Source organism: Segatella sinensis, from assembly GCF_040095255.1.
In the GTDB taxonomy this organism is placed as follows: domain Bacteria; phylum Bacteroidota; class Bacteroidia; order Bacteroidales; family Bacteroidaceae; genus Prevotella; species Prevotella sinensis.
This window is the reverse complement of record NZ_JBBNGE010000124.1, coordinates 1-1144: the sequence shown is the minus strand read 5'-3', so window position 1 is coordinate 1144 and position 1144 is coordinate 1. Positions and strand designations below refer to the sequence as shown.

The 1144-nt window shown below is 49.3% G+C and carries 2 protein-coding genes; both read left to right on the top strand.

Translation table 11 applies throughout. From position 1 onward, the window contains the following. Nucleotides 1–82: 82 nt before the first annotated feature. Nucleotides 83–463, top strand: coding sequence for an ISAon1 family transposase N-terminal region protein (locus AAAT87_RS15380; RefSeq protein WP_006847878.1), 381 nt, complete (start codon nt 83–85; stop codon nt 461–463). Next, on the top strand, nt 429–1144 hold a 716-nt coding region (locus tag AAAT87_RS15375; RefSeq protein WP_349226919.1), incomplete at its 3' end, for a transposase. The genes AAAT87_RS15380 and AAAT87_RS15375, both read left to right, overlap by 35 nt.

The window sequence follows — 1144 nt, the reverse complement described above, 5'->3', positions numbered from 1 at the left end:
GGGTCACTTGCAAAAGCGTGTGGATAGCATAGCACAATAAAAGCAAGCAGGTGTACGTTTATAGAGTAAACGTTAGAAGAAAATGGAACAGTATAGACTCTTAGCGGAATGCCTATTGCCAGCCCGCATGCTTGACTGGTTTGACTTGAAGACTGTACGTGTCGAGAAGAAAGGTGACACACAGGTGATTCACCTTTATCTCGATGAGAACGAGCAGAAACCTGACGACGGAGAAGACCTGCGCCCCAATGGATTTACACGCGAAAGTGTGTTTCACGACTTTCCGATTAGAGGTCAGGAAGTACTGCTTCACGTGCGCCGTCGCAGATGGCTTGATGCAGATGGTCACAACGTGATGACCGAATGCAATCTCATTCAGGAGTCCACCCGCTGCTCAACCGAGTTGGCGGATTTTTTAAAAGAAGCGTTTGGAGACGCGCCCTATAACGGCCCGTTCGTTTGAGGATGACTATCACATAGACGGTGATGAGTATGGCAGAGCCTACAAGGACCACCTAAGCGGCTATCGTGAATGGTCTGAACTAGGCCATGCTGACGAGTGGCTCATCTTCCCAGAGAACATAAGTCCTCACGTCAGCATAGATGAGACATGCTTGTCCACGGGAGAGGTATACACAATAGCCTCGAACAAGGATGCACATGGTCGCAAGGGATGCCTTATTGCTGTAGTCAAGGGCACTAAGGCAAAGGATGTCATAAAGGCATTGATGAAGATACCAGAAGCGTTGAGAATGAGCGTGGAAGAGGTTACTCTCGACTTCTCTGAGAGTATGCACAACATAGTAGAAACATGCTTTCCGAAGGCTATGCGTACGCTCGACCGGTTCCATCATCAGCAGTTTTGTCTTGAAGCCTTGCAAGAGGTACGCAGAGAGTATAGGCGTGAGCAGATGACACTTGATGCCAATGCTAGGGAAGAGCACCGTCTGATGATGCGCCAGCTGCAGGAGAACGATGGTCCATTTGTGGATGAGGAGGGCAATGCCATAAGGCGCAATGCAAGGTACTATCCCGCAAGACTTGAGAACGGAGAGACTCGTGCAGAACTCCTTGCACGCAGTAAGGGGCTACTTATGATGTCACCCGAGAAATGGACAGACACACAGAAGGAACGTGCAGAAAT

Coding starts and splice junctions, on each gene's coding strand:
- AAAT87_RS15380 (WP_006847878.1), top strand. CDS start 83: ATGGAACAGTATAGACTCTTAGCGGAATGCCTATTGCCAGCCCGCATG.